Below are 18,884 nucleotides of genomic sequence, written 5' to 3'. Positions count from 1 at the left end.
CCTCATTTGGGGATCATGAAACGCGTCAAAAGGAAGAGAAGCGGGTAGGGGAGCGCGCGCAGGAATTTCATCGACAGCGCCATCTGCCAGGGAAAGACGATCTCGAAGCGCTTCTTTTCAAGTCCTGAGACGATGGCATCGACGGCGCGGTCGACCGGGATCAGGAAAGGCATCGGGAAGCTGTTCTTTTCGGTGAGCGGCGTGTCGACGAAGCCCGGATTGATGACGGTGATGGCGACGCCCTTGCGCTTCAGCTCCGGCTGGAGCGATTCCGCCAGGGCGATCAACCCAGCTTTGGTGGCGCTATAGGCGGCCGCGGTCGGCAGGCCGACATAGCCGGCGACGGAGGCGACGATCGCGACATGGCCGCGGCCGCGTTCCATGAAACGCGGCAGGAGGGGCTCAAGTCCATGGACTGCGCCCATCAGATTGACTTCAACGGCCTGGCGGAATTCATCTGCCGAAAAATTCTCGACCTTGCGCTGTTTGTAGGTGCCCGCGTTCAGAACGGCGAGGTCGAGGGGGCCGAGCGCGTCTTCGATCGCGGCGACGGCCTCGGCGGTCTTCTCCTTGTCGGTGACGTCGAGGGGGAAGGCGAGGATGTCGCCCTTCAGGCTCTCCGCCTCGGCGGCGAGCGCATCAAGCTTGTCGGCGCTGCGGGCGCTGACGGCCACCTTCCAGCCTTCGCGCGCCAGCCGGAGCGCCAGGGCCCGGCCGATGCCGGTGCTCGCGCCCGTGATCCAGGCCGTGCGCCTTGCGTGCTGGCCTCGCGTCGATCCGATTTCCATGCGGTCTCCCTGTTATGCGGCCTCGTCGCGCCGCGTCAGCCTTTGAAAGTGTCGCGGCGCGGGGCGAGGGCAATGGGAGGAGCGTGCGACGCTCCCGCACAGATTGCGGATCAGAGCAGCGCTTCGACCTTTTCTTCAAGTTCGTCCTCTGTCATCGGGCCGGGCTTCCAGGCGCGGACGATGCCTTCGCGATCGACGATGACGGAGGTCGGAACGGCGATGACGCGGTAGCGCCGCGAGGTGATTTCGAGCTCGTCGGAGAGGAGCGGGAAGCTCACGCCGATGCGCCTTTGCGCGTCATGGATGACCTTCTGGCTCTGGCCGACATTGACGGCGAGGATTTCAAAGCCGTCCTTCTTCAGGCGCTGATAGACCTTGTCGTGCTCCGGCATTTCGCGCAGGCAGGGGCCGCATTCGGCGCGCCAGAAATTCACCAGCACGACCTTGCCGCGGTAATCGGCGAGATCGACCGGCTGGCTGTCGTCGTTGAGCGCGGCGATCGCCGGTGCTTGCTGGCCGACTTCCGCCGTCTCGTCCTTCTTGTTGCATCCGCAAAGGGCGACGGTCGTCGACAAAGCGAGGGCGGAGAGGAGCTTGATCATCACGCGGCCTCGGATGCACGGCGGACGCGGCGGCCGTGCTCGAACCAGATGGTGCGATCGGTGCGGCGGCCGAGTTCCGGATTGTGGGTGATGAGGACGATGACGCGGCCTTCACGGTGAAGCTCGGAGAAGAGCTCCATGACGAGGTGTTCGTTCTTGGCGTCGAGATTGCCGGTCGGCTCGTCGGCGAGGATCAAGGACGGCTCGTTGATGAGGGCGCGCGCGATGCAGACGCGCTGCTGTTCGCCGCCAGACAGCTGCGAGGGCAGGTGGTGGGCGCGGTCGGCGAGGCCGACACGTTCGAGCGCCCGCGTCGCCCCTTCCGCATCCACGACCGAATGGTAGTGCTGCGCCAGCATGACGTTTTCCTGAGCGTTCAGATACGGGATCAGGTGAAACTGCTGGAAGACGAGGCCGATGCGCTCGCGCCGCATCACCGCGCGCTCCTTCTCCGTGAAGGTGGACACATCGATGCCGTCGAGGAGGTAGGAGCCCTCCGTCGGCGTGTCGAGGCAGGAGATGAGATTGAGGAAGGTCGTCTTGCCCGAGCCCGACGGGCCCATGACGGAGACGAACTCGCCGGCGCGAATGGTGAGGTCGATGTGATCGAGCGCGGTGACCGTGCCGAAGCGTTTGGTCAGGCCGCGCGTCTCGATTACGGGACGGGTATGGCTTTCGGAGTTCGTCTCGAACTCCTCCAGCTCGTCGCTCGAAGCCTGGAGCATGGTCTACTCTCCCTTCAGCACTTGCGCAGGAACGATGCGGATCGCTCTGCGGATCGGGACGATGGCGGCGGCAAGCGCCGCAACAAGCGAAATGGCGAGCGTTGCCGGCACCACGATGGCACGGAACGAGATCGCCGTTGAAAAGACCGCCTGACCGAGAAGCTGGGCGAGGCCGAAGCCGATGACGAGGCCGGCGGCGACGCCGATCAGAGACAGGGTGACGGTTTCGATCAGGAACTGGCGCATGATGGCGGAATCGTCGGCGCCGAGGGCCTTCTGCAGGCCGATCTCGCGCCGCCGTTCCACGATCATCGCGGTCAGGGTGGAATTCACGCAAACGGCCGTGATGACGAGAATGATGCCGGCGACGAAGGCCATCAGCACCTTGATCTTGTCGAGAAGCTCGCCGTCGGATTGCGACACCTGGCGGATGGGGCGGATGTCGAGGCCGGGAAAATCGGCTTCGACCGTGCTCGCCAGCCTGTCGGCCTCCTCGCCCTCCGCCTGGATGCTCAGCATGGCGAGGTTGATGACGTTCGGCATGCCGAGGAGTTTCTGGGCGAGCGAACGGTTGACGAGGATCTGATCGTCCTCCGCCTCGCCGGTCTCCACGATGCCGCGCACGGTGAGCTCGGTTTTGAAGGAGCCGTCGTCGTTGGAGACCTCGATGGTATCGCCCGGGTGAAGGCCGAGGCTTTCCGCAAGACGTTCGCCCAGCATGCAGCGGCGCTCGTCGAAATCGACGCCGATCCAATTGCCTTCGACCTGCCAGTAGGGCGAAATCTTCTGCGCGCCGGCAAAATCGAGGCCGGCGATGACGGCTTCGCGGTCCTCGACCCGGGCGACGCCGTAAAGGAAGGGCGAGGCGCCGACGAGCCGGTCGGCCGGGAGTTCGGCGATGAGCTTGCGATAAGTCGCTTCGCTGAACGTCTTGTCGCCCTCCGCAGAGGCCGGCGCGACGATGAAGTTCGCGCCATAGGCTCTGAGCTCGCGGCTCATCTTGGCGGAGATATCGAAATAAAGGCTCGCGAGCGCCGCGATGACAGCCGCGCCGACGGCAATCGCCGTGACGGCGGCGAGAACGCGGCTGCGGCGCACCAGAAGCGCCCGCCAGAGAAGGCGCGCGCCCATGCCGCCACGGCGGACGGCGGTGGTTGGACGGTCAGCGGCGGCCATAAAGCGTCTCCACGGGAGCCAGAGCGGCAATGGTCCGCGAGGGCAGGACGGAGCCTGCGAGCGCGATCAGGATCGAAGCGATGACGACGACGAGGACGACGACACCGGGGAAGGTGATGGTGGCACCGAAGACGGTGAGGCCGATGATCTGCGAGAGGCCGGCACCGAGGGCGGCGCCGATCAGCCCGCCGATGATGCCGATGATGACGGCCTCGCCGAGAAAGAGCGACAGGATCGCCGTCTCCGATGCGCCGAGCGCCTTCATTAGCCCGATCTCGCGGCTGCGCTCCATGACGGAGGTGTTGAGGAGCGAGGAGATGGCCATCGCCGAGGAGGCGAAGGCGGCGAGCGCCACGACCGCCATCAGGAGCTGGATTTTGCCGATCACCACGCCTTCGCTGTCGGCGACCTGCCAGATGGGGCGGGCCGAGGCGTCGGGCAGGGCCTCTTCGATCTGGTGGACGATGGCGCTCACATAGGCGCTGCAATACCAGGTGTCGTATTGCTGCGCGTCGAGCGAGGAGGGATCGCTCCGGGCCTGACGGGAGAGCGAGTTCTCCGGGATCGTCAGTGCGCTGACGCTGACCGAGCCGACCTTGCCGGAAAGGCCTGCGAGATCCTGGGCGAGAGCGAGCGGGGCGACGATGCCGCCGGCTTCTTCCTCGCTCGCCGCGACGATGCCGCTCACCGTGACGTTGCGGCTTTTGCCCTCGGCGGAGGTGAGCGTGAGCGTCGCGCCGGGCTTGAGGCCTCGCCTATCCGCGAGCGCTTCGCCGACGAGAACCTGATTGAGCGAATCCTCTTCCGGCCAGGTGCCCGTCACCTGCCAGAAGGGATGCGTGACGGTGACGCCGGTGAAGAAATTGTCGAAGCCTTCGACCGGCATCAGCTTGTGAAAATAGGTGCCGATCAGGGGGACATGGTCGTCTTCGGCGCTGCCGAGCGTGACGGGCAAAGTGAGGAAGGGAGTGAGGCCGGTGATGTTGTTGCGCCAGAAGATGTCCTTGATCTTCGGCAGGTCGGCCTCGTTCAGATAATCACGGCCGCTCAGGGGGTTGTAATTGACGCCGCCGATCGTGAGCGGGATGGAATCGCTCTTCGGCACGACCTTGATGTTGGAGCCATAGGCCTTCATCTCGCGGGCCATCTTGTCGCCGACGTCGATCGACAGGCTCGCCAGCGCCGTCATCAGCGTGGTGGCGAGAACGATGGTGAAGATCGCCAGAAGCTTGCGGCGCCAGTCGCGGCGGAAGGATTGCTGGAGGAGGCGTGTGAACATGATCAGTCCTCCGGCTGCCAGCTGACGCGGGCAGGTGCGAGCGGTTCGTGGCTGTATTTCTCGGGCGCGTCGCGGAAAGCGTCGTAAGATTCCTCGCCGGTGAAATAATAGGTCCGGCCTTCGAATTCGAAGCTGAAGGGGGCGTCGGTGTTGACGAGGGTCTCGCCGGTGACGGGATCTGTCACATCGGTGGAGACGACCTCGGAGAAGAAGCGGGCGCCTTTTTCGAGCTCCAGCTGCGCGATGACGATGTCGCCGTTCGCTTCCTCATGCTTCAGCGGGATCGGATTGCAGCCGCCGGCCTTGCCGATCGAAGGAACGAAGATGCGCACGTTGCAGGCGATGCAGATGATTTCGTTGCCGCGCTGGATATAGCCTTTGTCGCCACAGATCATGCAGGCATCGTAGACCACGCCGATGGCGACATGCTCTGCGTCAAAGCGGTTGATGAGGAAGAACCGCACCCGGTGGCCGTCGCTGGAGACGTAGGCGAAACGGTGCAGCGTGCCGTCCTTCACCTGATCGACCGGGATGCGGACGGAGCCGTCATCGTCGACGGTGACGGGCGTCGCCTCCGAAAGGCGCGGCGGCTGCGAGGCGTAAAGGTCGTAATAGAGCATCGAGGCGACGATGAAGGTCATCGCCGCGGCCAGTCCGCGGAACCAGCGCCGCTCGCCGAGCGCAAACGCCTTCAGCTTGCGCCGCTCGGTGCGCGCCTGTCCGGCGAGGTCGTCGCTCAGCGTGGCAGGGCGTGGCGCGCGCAGAAGGAAGACGGCGCCGAGGATGAGGGCCAGGACGAGTTCGGCGTAAACGGCCGCTTCGGCGTAATAATCGGCCTTGGCGACGAGCGAGACGCGGGCCGAGGTGACCTGCAGCCAGCCGACCTGCAGGAGGCCCAGCATGACATCGCCGCCCCAGACCGCCGCCTCGATGAGGACGGCGAGAACGAGGAGGCCGAGGCCGATGAGCGGCGTGCGGCTCGCGGCGTGGCTGACGGCGGCGGCGAAGGCGCCGAGGGCGGCCGCCGCGATGGTCACGGCAAGGACGTTGAGGATGAGCTCGGTGTTGAGGACGCTCGTCGCCGTCAAGGCATGGGTGGTGGTGTCGTCGGCGAAGACGAGCGCCGCCTGTGCCGTCAGGATCGCGACGAGAAGCGCGAAGATCGGCAGCGCGACGAAGCGCGCCGCCGAAAAGCGCAAGGCGAAGGGGGCGGAAAGAAGGGCCAGGAGGGCGGCGGCCAGACACGCGCCCTCCATGACCATCTTCGCTTCCGTCAACGCCGCCGCGCCGTCCGCCCAGAAAAAGGCGAAAGCGCCGATCGCAATTCCTGCGATCAGCGCCGGCACGGCGATGAAGGTGAGGTGACGACGCAGCCTTTCTTCTGCGGCGAGCGTCGTTCTTGCCGCTTTCAGAAGAAGGCCCGCATAAAGCGCCGCTATGAACGTGGCGGGCCCGAAGGCGCGAAACATATCGGCGAGATAAAAACTCACGTCATCCCTCACTCACGCCCCAGGCTCCGCTTCGAAAAGCGGAGCCTGACACGTGTCATGTCGTTGCGCTTAGTCCTTGAGCGGGACGAAGCTGAATTCGTATTCGACGTCGAGCGGTTCGAACCAGCGGCCGACGCCCGTATCCTCGTCGGTGTGGCGACCGAAGCCCTGCCGCGACGGCGGATCGATGTGATAGCTGAGACGGTAATTGCCGGGGCCCGACATCTTGATGTTGGAGCCGTAATGCGGCCCGTCGATGGCCACCATCGGCATCAGGTTGCCGCTCGTCACCTTGCCGGTGTCGAGGTTTTCAAGCGTATAGCCGATGGTGAGGTAGGGAATCCACTCGCCGGCACCGAAACCGTTCGGGTTGCCCTGCGTGGCGTGGATGTCGGCCTCGATATGAATGTCCGCCTGATCGGCCGGAAGGTCGATGCCGCGCGGCTCCATGTCGATCGGCGAGAGATAGACGGCCGCGATCTCCATATTGGCCATCTCTTTGGCCTCGCCGGCCGGATATTCCTTGAATTCGGCATGGGCGGCGCTGGCCATGCCGGCGGAGAAAATCACCGCAGTCAATAACTTGGTACATCTTGCAATCATCGCCAATTCTCCTGTCTGGCGGGTGAGAAGCTTGGTCGTTGTCAGGCGGACTTTCGTCCGGGCTCGGCGCCGCGGCGGAGGTCAGCCGGCATGGGCGGGCCTCCCGGAGCGGCGGACGAGGGGGATGGCCAGAAGCGCAAGCGCAATCAGCACAAGCTGGGGCGCGAGCGTCTGGACGTAGGGGAAGATGCCGAGAAGCGGGACTTGCGGCACCCAGGCGATGAGCGTCGGCTCCAGAACCTTGCCTTCGATCAGCTCCATGACGCCTTTGCCGGCGAAGACGAAGGCGAGGTAATAGAGGAGCGCGCTGGTGAAGATGAAGAAGGGCCGGATCGGCAGCTTCAGGGCGCCGTAGCTCATGGCGAAATAGATGATCGCGAGGAGGCCGAGGCCGATGATGAAGCCGGCGAGGATCGACGAGCCGCCGCTCGCATCGGCGCCGACGGCGAGCGCCTTGTAGAAGAGGACGGTTTCCGCACCCTCGCGGTAGACGGCGAGGAAGCCCGCGAGCCAGAGCGCCGTCAGGGAACCGGTCGACAGGGAATCGCCGATCTTGCCCTTGAGATAGGCGGTCCACTTCTGCGCTTCGGCCTTGGAGATGAGCCAGTAGCTCATGGTGAAGAGGACGACGGTGGCAATCAGCATCGTCGCGCCTTCGAGGATCTCCTGCTGCGAGGCGGCGATGTCGAAGACCCATTGCACGAGGATGGCGGTCGCAACGCTGAGGACGAGGGCGACGACGACGGAATTGTAGACGACGCGCTTCTTCTCGCGGTGGCCGATCTTTTCCAGATAGGTGAGCATCGCGGTGACCACGAGCATCGCCTCGAAGCCTTCGCGCAGGATGATGGTGAGCGAATAGACGAAGAGCGTCCACGGGGAATCGGCGGTGCCGCCGCCGAGCTGTTCCGCGGCAGTCGCAAAATCCGTGTTTGCCGTGGCGAGGTCTTCTTCGAGCGCTGCCGGCTCGAGGCCGGCGCGCATGGCGCCGACGAGCTTGGTGAAATGACCTTCGAGCTTCGTCTTGAACGCCGTGTCGCGGGCGCCGATCGCGGCTTCCATGCCGCTGCCTTCGAAGACGTCGAAATAGGTGTCCTGAACCTCGCCGATCGCCTTTCCGGTGTCGCCGGCGCGGTAGGTTTCGATCGCGGCCGCGAGACGCTCGTCGATGGTGGCGATGACGCCCTGCCAGTCCTTGGAATTTGCGGATGAAGCTGCCGTCGCGCGGTTTTCCATGCCGGGCAGGAGAGGCAGGCCCGGAAGGTCGTCTTCGATGTCGGCAACCAGAATGTCGCCCGAGGCACGCACCATGCGCGCCGGCTTGCCGTCTTCGACGAGGCCGAGGATGCGGGTGAACTCGGCGTTGAATTCGGCGTCCTGGCGCTGCGAGACGTGACGGCGGATGACAGTTTCGAGGAGAGAATTCTTGTAGCCTTCGAACTGTGCCTGGGTAATCAGCGCCTTGGCCTTGTCGGCATTGCCGTTTTCATAGGCGTCGGCCGCGTCCGACATCAGCTTGCCGACATGATCGATCGCCTGCTGCCAGTAGGGTTCGACCGTCTTGGGCGCGGCGTCTGCCGGGGGATTTGCGGAGGCGTCGGCCGTGGCTGCGGCATGGCCCGTCTCCGCCTTGATGTGCACGCCCTCTTCGAGTTGCGGCACGACCTCTTCGAGTGCAGCGATCTGGGCTTCGATGCGCTCGCGAACCGTTGTGGCGGGAGCGCCGTCGATGATCGCCTTGCGAATGTCGCCGAATTCCGCCTCCAGCTCGTAGCTGCGCCTGGCCGAGATGTTGATGCGGATGGGGCCTTCAAGATTTTCGAAGATTTCAAAGTAAGAGCCCTGGACGAGATCTTTGGCGGTGTCTGCATCGCCTGCGTCATAGCTGTCGGCAGCTTTCGCCAGCCGCTCTTCGATCTTGCTTACCAAGCCGCGATAGTCGGGCTCGGCCGCATAAGACGGCGCGGCAAAGAAGGCCGCGAGCAGAAGCACAACCAGGAGCGCCGGCCAGGCGAAAGACGAAAGCGGGGGGCGTGCCTTCATCTTTCGCCTGCCGGCGTCGGGAAACGCAGCGCGATCGGGTGCGACAGCCGCAAGCGGCAGGGTTTGCGTTTCCGATAGCATTTAAGACCTCGTCCAAAGAACAGTTTGGGGTTAGCTCTTCTTGACTTTTAGAGTCAACATTGATTTGCAGCGACCAAATGTCCGTCGCGCAAGACGTCGCGATGGTGGGAGACAGCGGAGGGCCGCAGGCCTATGAACGACAAGAACAAAGTGATCCGGCCGACGGACGACGAGGCACGGAGCCTCGCCAAGCGGCTCATCCGTATGGCCCGTTTCGGCGCGTTGGCGACGCTCGAGGCGGAAAGCGGTCACCCGCTTGCCACCCGCACGGCGCTTGCTACCGATATGGATGGTACACCGATCATTCTGATCTCGGAACTCTCCGCGCATCGCCACGCGCTCATGTCAGATCCGCGCTGTTCGCTGATGGTGGGCGAACCCGGACGGGGCGACCCTTTGGCGCATCCACGGCTGACCATGATGGGCAAGGCGCGGCGGGTCGATGCGGACGATCCGGCGCATCCGCGGCTTAAGCGCCGCTATCTCGCGCGCCAGCCGAAGGCGCAGCTTTACGTGGATTTCGCCGATTTCGCCTTCTTCCGCATCGAGCCGGAGCGGGCGAGCCTCAATGGCGGCTTCGGCAAGGCGTTTCTGCTCGACCGCGCGGATTTCGTGCTGCCGACGGACCTCGTGGAGGAGCTGGAGCCGGTCGAGTATGGGGCCGTCAAGCATATGAACGAGGATCACCGCGAGGCGATCGGGCTTTACGCGACGGTTCTGTGCAAAGGCAAAGCCCCGGCCGATGAATGGTGGATGGCTTCGCTCGATCCGGAAGGGGCCGATCTCGTCTCCGGCGATCTCGTGGAGCGGCTCGTCTTTCCGGAGAGACTTGCGTCCCCCCAGGATTTGCAGCCGATGCTGGTGCGGCTTGCGAAAGAGGCGCGGTCCCGCCAGGCGGCGGCCTGAGGAGGGCGCCGCCGGGGAGCGTGGCGAGAGGCGCCGCCGGGAAACGTCTCAGTGGCAGGCGGCGCAGCGCCCTTTGATTTCCAAAGTGGTGCGGGTCGGGATGAAATCGTGCTCGCGGCTCCAGGCGGCGAGCCGGCTCTGCAGGACGGGATCGCAGAATTCCTCCACCCGACCGCAGGCCTCGCAGATCGCAAACGCAACCATTTCGCCGCCATGCTCGGCCGCGTGCGAACAGGCGACGAAGGCGTTCAGCGATTCGATGCGATGGACGAGCTTGTGCTCGGTCAGCTTGTCGAGAGCACGATAGACCTGGAGCGGCGCCCGCAATCCTTTGGGGCGCAATTCGTCGAGGATCTGATAGGCGCTGAGCGGGCTCTTGGCCTCGCTGAGAACCGACATCACCAGCGACTGGTTTTTGGTCAGGGCGGGCGTTTCATGCATTGTCTCACTCCGTTCCCGTGACTTCTTCGGCCTTGCTGCGCTCCGGCTCGACCATCTTCCATGTGAGGCTTGCCAGGAACAGGATCAATGCGGCGACGACGATCGAGGGGCCGGAGGGGGTGTCGAATTCGAGGGACCCGAAGAGGCCGCCCGAGGCTGCGAGCGCGCCGACGATCGCCGCAATCACCGCCATCCGCTCCGGCGTCGAGGCAAAGCGACGCGCCGTTGCCGCCGGAATGATGAGCAGCGAGGTGATGAGGAGGACGCCGACGATCTTCATGGCGCCTGCGATGACGGCCGCCATCAAAAGCATGAAGACGAGGCGGGCGCGTTCGGTCGCAAGGCCTTCGGCGACGGCGATCTCCGGGGAGATCGTGCCGGCGAGAAGCGGGCGCCAGATGGCGACGAGAATGGCGAGAACGACGGCGCCGACGCCGTAGATGAGCATCACGTCGGTGCGCGAAACGGCAAGGATGTCGCCAAAAAGGTAGCTCATCAGATCGATGCGGATCCAGGTCATGAAGGCGATGAGGACGAGACCCAAAGCGAGCGTCGAATGGGCGAGGATGCCGAGAAGCGCATCGGCGGGGAGCGAGCGGTTGCGCGACAGGGCCACGAGGCCGAGCGAGGCGGAGGTGGCGACGGCGAAGACGCCGAAGGTCAGGTTGATGTCGAAGAGAAAGGCGATGGCGACGCCGAGAAGCGCCGAATGGGCCATGGTGTCGCCGAAATAGGCCATGCGCCGCCAGACGACGAAGCAGCCGAGCGGTCCGGCGACGAGCGCAACGCCGATGCCGGCGAGAAGGGCGCGGACGAAGAAATCATCAAGCATGGCGGTGGCCTCCCTCCGTGCCGGTGCGGGCCGGCTGAGAGAGAGTGTTTTCTTCCACATCGTCGCTGTTGGCCGACAGGGGGGCGGCGGCGTCGTGAGTATGGGCGTGATGGTGGCGGTAGATCGCGAGCGTTTCGGAAGCGCGCGGCCCGAAAAGACGCTGATAGGCTTCGCTCGCGGCCACCTGTTCCGGCGGACCCGAGCAGCAGACATGGCCGTTCAGACACAGAACCCTGTCCGTCTGCGCCATGACGATGTGCAGGTCGTGGGAAATCAGCAGGATTCCGCAATCGAGCCGGTCGCGGATCTGGCCGATCAGATCGTAAATCGCGATCTCGCCGGTGAAATCGACGCCCTGCACGGGCTCGTCGAAAACGAGGAGGTCGGGCTTGCGAATGAGCGCGCGGGCGATGAGGACACGCTGAAATTCCCCGCCGGAGAGCTGCTGCAAAGCGGCGCCGGCGAGATGCGCCACGCCGGTTTCGGCGAGGGCCGCGGTGATCGCGTCGGCCGGAAAACGGGCGGTCAAGGCCATGAAGCGGCTGACCGACAAGGGCATGGTGCGATCGATCGTCAATTGCTGCGGCACATAGCCGACCGTCAGTTTCGGGGCGCGCCGGATCTCGCCTTCGTCGGGGGAGATGACGCCGAGGAGCGATTTTGCCGTGGTGCTCTTGCCGCTGCCGTTCGGCCCGATGAGCGTGACGATTTCGCCGCGGCGGATGGAGAGATCGACGCCCCGCACCAGCCATTTGCGGCCCCTGCGCACGCCGAGACCTTCGATCTCGACGAGGAGGTCGGCGTCCTTTCCGTTTTTTTCGCTGCGCATCATCGTCTCCGGTTGCCGCGCTCTATGACCCATGTTATAGGGTTACGCAAGGTATGTAATGTAATAACATATCTAACTTGCACAATTCAGAGGTCGATTTCATGCGCAAAAGGCATCCTCTTGCATCCCTCGCTCAGGGGCTTGCGGCAGGGCTCGTTCTGTCCTGGGGCACGCAGGCGATGGCCGCGGCTCCCGATGTCGCCGTTTCCATCAAGCCCGTGCACTCGCTGGTCGCGGCCGTCATGGAGGGGGTCGGAAGTCCGCATCTCATCGTCGCGAACGGTTCGCCGCACGATTACGCCCTGAAGCCGTCCGATGCACGGGCCTTGGAGGGGGCGGACATCGTTTTCTGGGTCGGACCGGAAATCGAGGCGTTTCTGACGGAGCCGCTTGAGACGATCGCGCCCGATGCCAAGAAGGTTGCGCTGTCGCGGGCGCCCGGCGTCACGCTTCTGCCGCCGCGCGAAGATGGCGCTTTCGAGCCTCACGACCACGACCACGACCATGACCATGACCATGGACATGAGCATGAGGCGGATGGCGCTCATGAAGAGGCCGGGCACGACCATGAGGGCGACGCGCATGCCAGCGACGAGCATGCGGACAATGATCATGCCGATCATGACCATGGCGACCATGACCATGCCGGGCATGACCATGAAGGCGAGATCGACCCGCATTTGTGGCTCGATCCGGAGAATGCGAAGGCGATGGTGAACGAGATCGAGACGGAGCTTGCCGACATCGATCCCGACAATGCTGCGACCTATGCCAGGAACGCCGACAAGACGCGCGAGCGGCTCGACAGTCTCACATCGGAGCTTTCCGACGAACTCGCCGGACTGAAGGGCAAGCCCTTCATCGTCTTCCACGACGCCTATCAGTATTTCGAGAAGCGGTTCGGGCTCGAAGCGGCCGGTTCCGTCACCGTGAGCCCGGAAGTCTCTCCCGGCGCACAGCGGGTTTCGGAGATCGCTGCGAAGATCCGCAATCTCGGCGTCGTCTGTGTTTTTGCCGAGCCCCAGTTCACGCCGAAGCTGATCGCGGTCGTCACCGAAGGCACGGACGCCAAGAGCGGCGTGCTCGATCCGCTCGGCGCCGACCTCAAGGCGGGACCCGACCTCTATTTCGAGCTGCTCGAGGAGAATGCCGCGGCGCTTCAGGAGTGTCTGGGCTGACGATCCCCCAATCCTTGGACGGATGGGATGAAAGGCGCTATTGCCTGTCCCTATGAACGACGAAGCGATGGCCGGGACAGGCGAGCGTGAAGGGCGCGTCTTATACGTGAAGGCGCAGGACGGGCTGAAGCTCGCCCTGCGCCTTTATGGCGATTGGCAGAGCCCGGCGCTGCCGCTCGTCTGCCTGCCGGGTCTGTCGCGCAACGGGCGCGATTTCGACAAACTGGCGCGGTTTTTTTCGGCCCATGCCGACACGCCGCGAATGGTTGCGGCGCTCGATTACCGCGGACGCGGATTGTCCGGCTACGATCCGGACTGGACGCATTACACGCCGATGGTGGAGGCCGACGACGTTCTCGCCGTCGCGACGGCACTCGGCATCGAGAGAGCGATCCTCGTTGGGACCTCGCGCGGGGGCATCATCTCGATGATCCTGGGCGCCATGCGCCCCGGCCTGATCGCGGGTGTCGTCCTCAACGATATCGGCCCCAAGATCGAGGGAACCGGCCTCGCGCGCATCAAGAATTATCTCTCCAATATGCGCACGCCGCAATCGATGTCGGACGCCGAGAAGATGGTTCGCCAGATCGCCAGCCATTCCTTTGCCGCCCTCAGCGATGACGATTGGCGCGCCTATACTGAGGCGCTGTTCGTGGAGCGGGATGGGGCGATCAAGCCGGATTACGATCCGAAGCTTCTGAAGACCGTTGCCACGCTCGATCTCGAAGAGGCGGTGCCGACGCTCTGGCCGCAATTCGACAGCCTGCGGCACGTGCCGCTGTTGTCGATCCGGGGCGAGAATTCCGATCTGTTGACCGCTGCGACCGTGGAGGAGATGGCCTGGCGCCATCCCGGCATGGAGCGGCTGACGGTCGAAGGGCAGGGGCATGCGCCTCTGCTGCGCGATCAGCCGACGCTCGATCGGATCGCGGCCTTCGCACGCCGTTGCGATCTCCATCAGCCTGCGAAGCCATAGAGGTGTCGCCGAATTCCCCCTGAGACTTTCGTGAGGCGCCTCTGCCGCCGCGACAAAGGTCGGGGTGGCTCACGTCCTGGCTTCGGGAGAGGCGAGGGGCGGCGCTTGCGGCTTCATCGGGCAGGCTGAGAAGCCTGCCGAGTTCTGCCAAGTTCGCACGGCCTCATGTCGCTCTGCCAAGTTCGTTTCGCGCAGTTCCGATCAGCCGGGCCGATTGGGCCCTGGCCGAGCCTGCATGTTCGTCCGAACGGGGGAGCTGAGGCTTGTCGCGCGAGCCTGATAGGATTTCACGCAAAGGGTGCCACGCTTTGAGGCTCTTTGGCGCTCTGAAAACCCGCAGAGTCGGAAGAAGCCGAGCCGCTGGCCCAAAAGAAAAGGCCCGGCGTTGCCGCCGGGCCTTCCCAATTCCGATCGCTTGAAGCGATTAGAACGTGCGCTGTGCGCGGAACATCACGCCCCAGATGTCGTCCGGAGAGTCTTCGTCGGCGAACTCCCAATCGACATTGTTGTAGGCAACTTCGACGCCCATCAGGAAGCCAGAAACCGGCGTCCAAGCGACGTTACCCGTGATGCCGTAGAAGTCGAGGTCACCAAGGGCTTCGTAGTCGATGTCCGTGTAGGACGCATTCAGAGACGCCGTCCACTGCGTGGCGAAGTCAGCCGAAATGCCGCCGCGGACGTTCCATGCCTTCGTCAGCTCGAGGGAGCCGTCTTCGTCGATGGTCACGTCAGAGAGCGTGTTCTCGAGGATGAGGCTGTTCACGCCGGCGGTGATGTAGGAAACAGCACCCTGCGTGTAGTTGGCCTGAACCGAAGCCTCGAAGCCCGTGCCCGGGATGCCGGCGGTCACGCCAGCGCCGATGGCCCAGCCGAGATCGCTGTCGTCGTCGTCGAGCAAGCCGAGGTCGTCAGACACGGAGTCGACGCCGGTGTCGTGAAGGACACCCATGATCTGGGCCGAACCCCAGCCCTGATCGACGCGCACGTTGGCGACGACGTCCGGGAATTCCTGACCGTCGATGACAACGCCATCGAAGTGCGCACGACGGCCGCCGGAAGCGGCGTCTTCGAACGACAGCGTGGCGGAAACGCCATTGCCGACGTTGAAGGTGTACGCGAAGAGCGTCTGCTCGGTCGTGTTATCGTCGATGCCGATACGCGTGCCGTAGCCGTAGGTGCCGAAGAAGTCGAAGAACGACGAGGCATGACCGACGGTGAGGGTGCCCATGTCATTCGAGAGCTGGATGAAAGCGTTCTCGAGATACTGGCCCTCATCGTAGTTGTCGGCGAAGCTCGACGGGCCGATCTGGAGCGAAGAGCTCACATAGGCGCGCAGAAGACCGAAATCGGTCTGCGTACGAGCGTCGAGGCGGACATAGCCACGAGCACGCGAGGTGAACTCGTTGAACGTGTCGCCCTGGTCGTCGCCATTGACGTAGTGCGCTTCAACGCGCACCCGACCGCCGACCTTCAAGCAGGTGTCGGTGCCCGGGATGTAGTAGAATCCAGCGCCAAACGCGTCGCAAATCCGCACGTATTCAACCGGCTCCGCGACCGGCAGATCGGCGGCCTGTGCTCCGGTGACGGCCATCACAGCAGCCGCCGAGCCGAAAAGAAGGCTCTTGAGTTTCATTTGTAGACCTCCAGTCCAAGTTGCACGAGCCGGGGGAGTTGCGTTCCAGTCCGCGCCGTTGTTGGCATCGGTTCTGAGTGGCGTCCCCCGCCCCTCAACCTTCTCCGTTTCGAAGAAGTGGGCTGCCTCGTGGCTGCCTGAGGCCACACTATTCATCCGCCCTGCACAGGCAACATCAGAATGCCCGCGCTGCCGGCTTTGGCAATCGATGTTGCACAATTGCCACGAAGCGGGCCCCAAACCCTAAGAAAGGCTTAACGTGGACGCCGTTTCGCGGCTCTTTCGTGCCTCTGGGGGCCTTGCGCACAGCCTTCAAGGTCGGGGGCCGGGAGAGAATCGTGCGCCGAAGCCACACATTTTGGATGGGCTCAGATTCGGATCAGGCGAATCTCTGTTGCGTCAGCGGGGCCGCGCGGAGGGGAATCACCGGGGACGCGAATCTCTCTTCGAAAACCTGGGGCGGCATCGGCGCTCCGGACAAAGGCCCCTGGATGCGGTCACAACCGGCGGCTGCCAGAGCCCGCCGCTGCGCCTCCGTCTCGACACCTTCGGCGATGACCATGAGGTTGAGGCTGTCGGCGATGCGCATGACCTTGCGGATGAGGGGAGGCGGCTCGGCTGCGATATCGCGCATATGCGCCGGATCGATCTTGATCTCGTCGAAGGGCAGCGCTTTGAGCTGGGCGAGGCGCGTGAGGCGGGCGCCAAGACTCTTGAGAGTGAAGCGTACGCCGGAACGGCGCAGCCGATGCATCTTGTCGGCGAGCGCCACATCGTTCTTGCCGACGATGATCTCCGGCAATTCGAGCGTGAGGCGCCTGGGGTCGGCGCCGGCATCCAGAAGAAAGCGGTTGATCCGTCTGACGGCGCCGCGTTCGTGCAGCATGCGCGCGTTGACACCCACGGAAAGCGACAGCCGGCAGAGTTCCGGCCTTGTGCCCCAGCTGCCGAGGAGCGCGCAGGCCTGAGCGATCGCCTGGCGCGTCAGGGCTTCTGCCTGCCCGGCCTCTTCGGCGAAGCTTGTCAGCTCCTGGCTGCGGAAAGCCCCCCATCTTTCATGGTGCCAGGAGGGCAGGAGCTCGGCGCCACGGCAGTTGCCGTCGACATCATATTGAGCGTCGAGCAGGAACTCGATGTCGCCGCTGTCGATCGCACGGCGAAAGTCGGCAATTGCGCCGACATGCTCGCGGGCGGGGTTTCGCGTTGCGGCGCTGAAGACGCTGAGGCCGTTGCGGCCGGCGGCCTTGGCTTCGTACATCGCGAGATCGGCGCGTTTGAGGAGTTCTTCCGGATCGCTCTCGCGTCCGTCCAGCAAGGTAAGGCCGATCGAGCAGGTGGTCTGAAAGCGCTGCTCGTTGAGGAGGCAGGGCTGGTCGACCGCCTGCAGCACTTTGCGCGCCACCCTGTCGGCGTGGCGCATCGCCTGCGCTTCCGTATCCCCCAGATCCTGCAAGAGCACGACGAACTCGTCGCCCCCGAGCCGGGCGACGGTATCGAGCTCGCGCAGGCACAGACGCAGACGCTGGGCGGTGCTGGCGAGGAGCAGGTCGCCGACATCGTGGCCGTAGCTGTCGTTGATGACCTTGAAATTATCGAGATCGATGAAGAGGAGGGCGCCGAAGCCTTTGCGCCGCCGGCTCGCGGCGAGCGCCATCGCCAGCCTGTCGCGCAGCATCTGCCGGTTCGGCAGGCCGGTCAGCGAATCGAAATAGGCGAGCTCATAGATCTGCCGCTCATTGGTCTTGAGGGCGGTGACATCCGAAACGAGGCCGTGCCAGAGGACGGAGCCATCGGGCTCGCGGTCGGGCACGGCGCGACCGGAAAGCCAGATCGTGCCGCGATAGGGATGATTGACGCGAAATTCCAGCGCCCAGGGCGTCATGCGGGTTGCCGAGCGCAACAGGCTCGCCGACAGACGCAGGCGGTCGTCGCGATGGACGGCGGCGAGGAGAGGAGAGGCGTCGTTGCGCACGTCCTCAGGGGCGACCCCGAAAAGCGGTTCAAGGCCGAGACCGGCATAGGGGACCGCACTGGTCGCGTTCGGCCGCCGCCGCAGTTGAAAAAGACAGGCCGAAATGACGGCGCCGATCCGTTGCAGGCGCTCATGCAGCTTTAGCTGTTCGATCGTTCCGGTCACCTCGCGGACGGTCCCCTCATAATAGAGTGTCTCGCCGGTCGCCGGGTCGCGTACGAGATGGGCGTTCTCCTCCACCCAAATGCGCTCGCGCGTCTTGTGACGGTAGACCTCGGAGATGAACCTCTCCACCCGACCGTGTTCGCGCAGGGCGGTCTGGAACTCGGCTCGCCGCGTCGGGTCGACGTACCATTCGGTGGCGATGTCGTGGACATTCGCCAACATCTCCGCCTCGCTGTCGTAGCCGTTGAGGCGCACGAGGGCGGGATTTGCCGCGAGCTGGCGGCCGTCGATGGACGAACGGTACACGCCTTCCTGAATGTTCTCGTAGATGGCGCGGAACGTCGCCTCCGGCTCTTGCTCTGTCCGGAGAGCCGGGGCCTGTGCAGGCTCGGGCGCGATGCCATGAAGGATGGCGACGCATTCATCGGCGCGCGTGCCGCCGCTCGTGAAGGCGCTCAGCGTGAGATTGACCCGCACGGGACAGCCATTGCCGCCGATGCAGTGCATTTCGCCGCTGCATTCCGAAAGAGCACCGCAGCTGAGGCTCGTCAGGCGCTCGCCCCAGATATTGCGCTCCTCCGGAATTGCGAGAGAGATCAGGGAGCGGCCGGCGAGCCCCTCCGGCTCGAATCCGAGAAGGCTGGCACAGCGATGGTTGATCCGGGTGACGCCGCCGTCGGCGAAACGGATCTGGGCCGCGGCGACGATGTTCTGATCGAACAGAGACGCCGGTGCGCTCGTCTGGAGCGCGCTCGATTGAGGTGCATTCGCCTGAGGTGCATTCGATTGCGGCCCACCCGTCTGCGGGCGCGTGATGGGACACGGCGGCGGCTCAGAATCCGCGACAGCTCTCGCACTCGCCGCTTGTTCCCCCATCGGCTCGTCCTCTCCAACCACCGGTGCAGATTCCCCCAGCCTTATGACCAATTTCCTAGAGGAACGATGCTCCCTGAACCTGTCTGGTCAGTAGGTGAATATAATATTAATTCTGACTGCGTATTTGTATTGTCTCCACCTGCAAATGTAAAACAGGTTCTGCTCGCCTATCAATTGTTCTTTTGTACGACTTTCGCGTCACCGAATAATTTCGGATACGCGACGGTGCGCCGGCCGATGGAGTCTGCCGGCGTCACGTCCGAATGAATACCTGCTTGCGGTTTTAGGG

The 18,884-nt window shown here is 64.2% G+C and carries 16 protein-coding genes; 3 read left to right on the top strand and 13 right to left on the bottom strand.

Going from position 1 to position 18,884, the window contains the following annotated elements:
- Nucleotides 1–2: 2 nt before the first annotated feature.
- From NYQ83_RS10410 to NYQ83_RS10375, 8 genes are all read right to left on the bottom strand, one after another.
- Nucleotides 3–788 carry an SDR family NAD(P)-dependent oxidoreductase gene (locus tag NYQ83_RS10410; protein WP_261214532.1) on the bottom strand — a complete coding sequence of 262 codons (786 nt, stop codon included), beginning with the start codon at nucleotides 786–788 and terminating at the stop codon, nucleotides 3–5.
- 110 nt (nucleotides 789–898) lie between these two features.
- Nucleotides 899–1,390, bottom strand: a complete 492-nt coding sequence (locus NYQ83_RS10405; RefSeq protein WP_261214530.1) for a TlpA family protein disulfide reductase — start codon at nucleotides 1,388–1,390, stop codon at nucleotides 899–901.
- Nucleotides 1,390–2,115, bottom strand: a complete 726-nt coding sequence (locus tag NYQ83_RS10400) for an ABC transporter ATP-binding protein (RefSeq protein ID WP_261214529.1) — start codon at nucleotides 2,113–2,115, stop codon at nucleotides 1,390–1,392. The genes NYQ83_RS10405 and NYQ83_RS10400 overlap by 1 nt, the downstream gene beginning before the upstream one ends.
- 3 nt (nucleotides 2,116–2,118) lie before the next feature.
- Nucleotides 2,119–3,291 carry an ABC transporter permease gene (locus NYQ83_RS10395; RefSeq protein ID WP_261214527.1) on the bottom strand — a complete coding sequence of 391 codons (1,173 nt, stop codon included), beginning with the start codon at nucleotides 3,289–3,291 and terminating at the stop codon, nucleotides 2,119–2,121.
- Nucleotides 3,278–4,570, bottom strand: coding sequence for an ABC transporter permease (locus tag NYQ83_RS10390; protein WP_261214525.1), 1,293 nt, complete (start codon nucleotides 4,568–4,570; stop codon nucleotides 3,278–3,280). Before NYQ83_RS10390 ends, NYQ83_RS10395 begins: the two co-directional genes overlap by 14 nt.
- Before the next feature lie 2 nt (nucleotides 4,571–4,572).
- Nucleotides 4,573–6,060, bottom strand: a complete 1,488-nt coding sequence (locus NYQ83_RS10385; RefSeq protein WP_261214523.1) for a Fe-S-containing protein — start codon at nucleotides 6,058–6,060, stop codon at nucleotides 4,573–4,575.
- Between the two features lie 69 nt (nucleotides 6,061–6,129).
- Nucleotides 6,130–6,663 (bottom strand): iron transporter, encoded by a 534-nt coding sequence (locus tag NYQ83_RS10380; RefSeq protein WP_128291362.1) that lies wholly within the window; start codon nucleotides 6,661–6,663, stop codon nucleotides 6,130–6,132.
- A gap of 81 nt (nucleotides 6,664–6,744) precedes the next feature.
- Entirely contained in the window at nucleotides 6,745–8,706 is a 1,962-nt protein-coding gene (locus NYQ83_RS10375; RefSeq protein WP_261214522.1) for an FTR1 family protein, read from the bottom strand.
- 213 nt (nucleotides 8,707–8,919) lie between these two features.
- Between NYQ83_RS10375 and NYQ83_RS10370 the strand changes: the two genes are divergently transcribed.
- Complete coding sequence (locus tag NYQ83_RS10370) at nucleotides 8,920–9,693, top strand: HugZ family protein (RefSeq protein WP_261214520.1); 774 nt, start codon at nucleotides 8,920–8,922, stop codon at nucleotides 9,691–9,693.
- A 48-nt stretch (nucleotides 9,694–9,741) separates the two neighbouring features.
- Here NYQ83_RS10370 and NYQ83_RS10365 read toward each other — a convergent pair whose 3' ends face one another.
- Genes NYQ83_RS10365 through NYQ83_RS10355 form a run of 3 tightly spaced genes read right to left on the bottom strand, consistent with a single transcriptional unit; the run spans nucleotide 9,742 to nucleotide 11,795 of the window.
- The gene (locus NYQ83_RS10365) at nucleotides 9,742–10,134 is read right to left on the bottom strand and encodes a Fur family transcriptional regulator (protein ID WP_261214518.1); all 393 of its coding nucleotides are present in this window, start codon (nucleotides 10,132–10,134) and stop codon (nucleotides 9,742–9,744) included.
- A gap of 4 nt (nucleotides 10,135–10,138) precedes the next feature.
- Nucleotides 10,139–10,966, bottom strand: a complete 828-nt coding sequence (znuB, locus tag NYQ83_RS10360) for a zinc ABC transporter permease subunit ZnuB (RefSeq protein ID WP_261214517.1) — start codon at nucleotides 10,964–10,966, stop codon at nucleotides 10,139–10,141.
- Nucleotides 10,959–11,795 (bottom strand): ATP-binding cassette domain-containing protein, encoded by an 837-nt coding sequence (locus tag NYQ83_RS10355; RefSeq protein WP_409976990.1) that lies wholly within the window; start codon nucleotides 11,793–11,795, stop codon nucleotides 10,959–10,961. Before NYQ83_RS10355 ends, znuB begins: the two co-directional genes overlap by 8 nt.
- Nucleotides 11,796–11,974: 179 nt before the next feature.
- Here NYQ83_RS10355 and NYQ83_RS10350 point away from each other — a divergent pair, with 179 nt between their 5' ends.
- Together NYQ83_RS10350 and NYQ83_RS10345 are read left to right on the top strand one after the other, a co-directional pair.
- Entirely contained in the window at nucleotides 11,975–12,973 is a 999-nt protein-coding gene (locus NYQ83_RS10350) for a zinc ABC transporter substrate-binding protein (RefSeq protein ID WP_261215177.1), read from the top strand.
- A 52-nt stretch (nucleotides 12,974–13,025) separates the two neighbouring features.
- On the top strand, nucleotides 13,026–13,949 hold the full coding sequence (locus tag NYQ83_RS10345) for an alpha/beta fold hydrolase (protein WP_261214515.1): 924 nt from the start codon (nucleotides 13,026–13,028) through the stop codon (nucleotides 13,947–13,949).
- Between the two features lie 424 nt (nucleotides 13,950–14,373).
- Here the strand turns inward: NYQ83_RS10345 and NYQ83_RS10340 are convergent, their stop codons facing one another.
- A complete protein-coding gene (locus NYQ83_RS10340; protein ID WP_261214513.1) occupies nucleotides 14,374–15,582 on the bottom strand; it encodes a porin in 1,209 nt (402 codons plus the stop codon).
- A gap of 379 nt (nucleotides 15,583–15,961) precedes the next feature.
- Complete coding sequence (locus NYQ83_RS10335; protein ID WP_261214511.1) at nucleotides 15,962–18,595, bottom strand: diguanylate cyclase domain-containing protein; 2,634 nt, start codon at nucleotides 18,593–18,595, stop codon at nucleotides 15,962–15,964.
- Nucleotides 18,596–18,884 lie beyond the last annotated feature (289 nt).

Source organism: Afifella sp. JA880 (assembly GCF_025379905.1).
Taxonomy (GTDB): Bacteria; Pseudomonadota; Alphaproteobacteria; order Rhizobiales; family Afifellaceae; genus Afifella; species Afifella aestuarii.
This window is presented reverse-complemented; position numbering and strand designations above follow the sequence as displayed.

Excerpts from the sequence above, each read along its gene's own strand:
- NYQ83_RS10410 (WP_261214532.1), bottom strand. The coding sequence starts at position 788 with ATGGAAATCGGATCGACGCGAGGCCAGCACGCAAGGCGCACGGCCTGG.
- NYQ83_RS10405 (WP_261214530.1), bottom strand. The coding sequence starts at position 1,390 with ATGATCAAGCTCCTCTCCGCCCTCGCTTTGTCGACGACCGTCGCCCTT.
- NYQ83_RS10400 (WP_261214529.1), bottom strand. The coding sequence starts at position 2,115 with ATGCTCCAGGCTTCGAGCGACGAGCTGGAGGAGTTCGAGACGAACTCC.
- NYQ83_RS10395 (WP_261214527.1), bottom strand. The coding sequence starts at position 3,291 with ATGGCCGCCGCTGACCGTCCAACCACCGCCGTCCGCCGTGGCGGCATG.
- NYQ83_RS10390 (WP_261214525.1), bottom strand. The coding sequence starts at position 4,570 with ATGTTCACACGCCTCCTCCAGCAATCCTTCCGCCGCGACTGGCGCCGC.
- NYQ83_RS10380 (WP_128291362.1), bottom strand. The coding sequence starts at position 6,663 with ATGATTGCAAGATGTACCAAGTTATTGACTGCGGTGATTTTCTCCGCC.
- NYQ83_RS10375 (WP_261214522.1), bottom strand. The coding sequence starts at position 8,706 with ATGAAGGCACGCCCCCCGCTTTCGTCTTTCGCCTGGCCGGCGCTCCTG.
- NYQ83_RS10370 (WP_261214520.1), top strand. The coding sequence starts at position 8,920 with ATGAACGACAAGAACAAAGTGATCCGGCCGACGGACGACGAGGCACGG.
- NYQ83_RS10365 (WP_261214518.1), bottom strand. The coding sequence starts at position 10,134 with ATGCATGAAACGCCCGCCCTGACCAAAAACCAGTCGCTGGTGATGTCG.
- znuB (WP_261214517.1), bottom strand. The coding sequence starts at position 10,966 with ATGCTTGATGATTTCTTCGTCCGCGCCCTTCTCGCCGGCATCGGCGTT.
- NYQ83_RS10355 (WP_409976990.1), bottom strand. The coding sequence starts at position 11,795 with ATGCGCAGCGAAAAAAACGGAAAGGACGCCGACCTCCTCGTCGAGATC.
- NYQ83_RS10350 (WP_261215177.1), top strand. The coding sequence starts at position 11,975 with ATGGCCGCGGCTCCCGATGTCGCCGTTTCCATCAAGCCCGTGCACTCG.
- NYQ83_RS10345 (WP_261214515.1), top strand. The coding sequence starts at position 13,026 with ATGAACGACGAAGCGATGGCCGGGACAGGCGAGCGTGAAGGGCGCGTC.
- NYQ83_RS10340 (WP_261214513.1), bottom strand. The coding sequence starts at position 15,582 with ATGAAACTCAAGAGCCTTCTTTTCGGCTCGGCGGCTGCTGTGATGGCC.
- NYQ83_RS10335 (WP_261214511.1), bottom strand. The coding sequence starts at position 18,595 with ATGGGGGAACAAGCGGCGAGTGCGAGAGCTGTCGCGGATTCTGAGCCG.